The organism is Acinetobacter sp. ACZLY 512, from assembly GCF_023614015.1.
Classification (GTDB): Bacteria; Pseudomonadota; Gammaproteobacteria; order Pseudomonadales; family Moraxellaceae; genus Acinetobacter; species Acinetobacter soli.
Genome location: NZ_JAKIVI010000026.1, coordinates 1 through 1,036, shown reverse-complemented (window position 1 = coordinate 1,036; position 1,036 = coordinate 1). Strand labels below are relative to the sequence as shown.

General features: G+C 54.3%; 1 protein-coding gene. It reads right to left on the bottom strand.

Going from position 1 to position 1,036, the window contains the following annotated elements; translation table 11 throughout:
* On the bottom strand, window positions 1–1,036 hold a 1,036-nt coding region (locus L2096_RS16000), incomplete at both ends, for a phage late control D family protein (protein ID WP_250365857.1).

Below are 1,036 nucleotides of genomic sequence, written 5' to 3'. Positions count from 1 at the left end.
ACCTGTGCATCGCGTACGCTTCCACGGGCGCTGAATTGTTTGCTCTGTAGATGGTGATAGGCATTGATCTGCTGGTTGAGCTGTTCCAACTGGGGATTACCAGATGCGGTGGCTTGATCTTGTTGTTCTAGATCGGCAATCCATGCCGGGGTGATATGCCAGGCATCCTCCAGATTCAGGCTGGCATTGTCGTGTTGCTGGCTGTGTTGCTGGGTGCTTTGCACACTGCCACTGCCTTCTTCTTGTTGTAAGGCATCGGCTTGCCAGCGCTGGGTATAGACCGATGTGGGTTGCAGGGACCGCTCGGCTTGTACCTGTGTCAGGGTATCGTAGGGTTCGGTGGCACTGCTGCGCTGGTAATGTATGACTTGTCTGCTTAAGGCAGTGTAATGCTGGTTGTCGTCAATCAGACGCAGTACTTGTGCCTGTATCGGCGTATTCATCGTCGGGACGGTCAGGGCTGCTTCATCGATCAGCCAGTTGATGCCTTCGCTGCGCCACAGTCGGGTCAGGTAGTCGTAGTCGGTTTCGTTGGCCTGCATGCTAAACGGCCGGATGTCATAGTCCCGGTTTAAGCCTGAGGTATCAAGCGTCAGGCTGGCGGCAAACAGCGGGCTTTTCGTTTGCCATTCTCTAAACAGCAGCTCACTGATCTCGCGCACGCTTTTGTTCATAAACACGCGGCTGTTGCGGCGTTTGTACCACAGTGCGGTCGGGTCTTGCAGAGTCAGGGTATAACTGGTCAGTGCACCATCGCTTTGTGCTTGTTTGGCAGCAGTGATGATGCCACTGGTGCGATACAGCTGGCCGATATCGGTCACCTGATCGACGGCAACCTGACAGCCGATAAATTGTTTGAGGGCAATCTGTGCGTGCGTGCTGAAGCACAGCAGCTCGGCAGTACTGCCCTGATTGATCTGCTGCTGTCCCTGTATGCGTTGTAAATACACCTGACTGTTCAGGGCGGGATCTGAGAAGGTCACGTGCAAGGCGCGTTGCTGTGTGCCTAATCCCAAGCGTTCTAATACGCCAAATA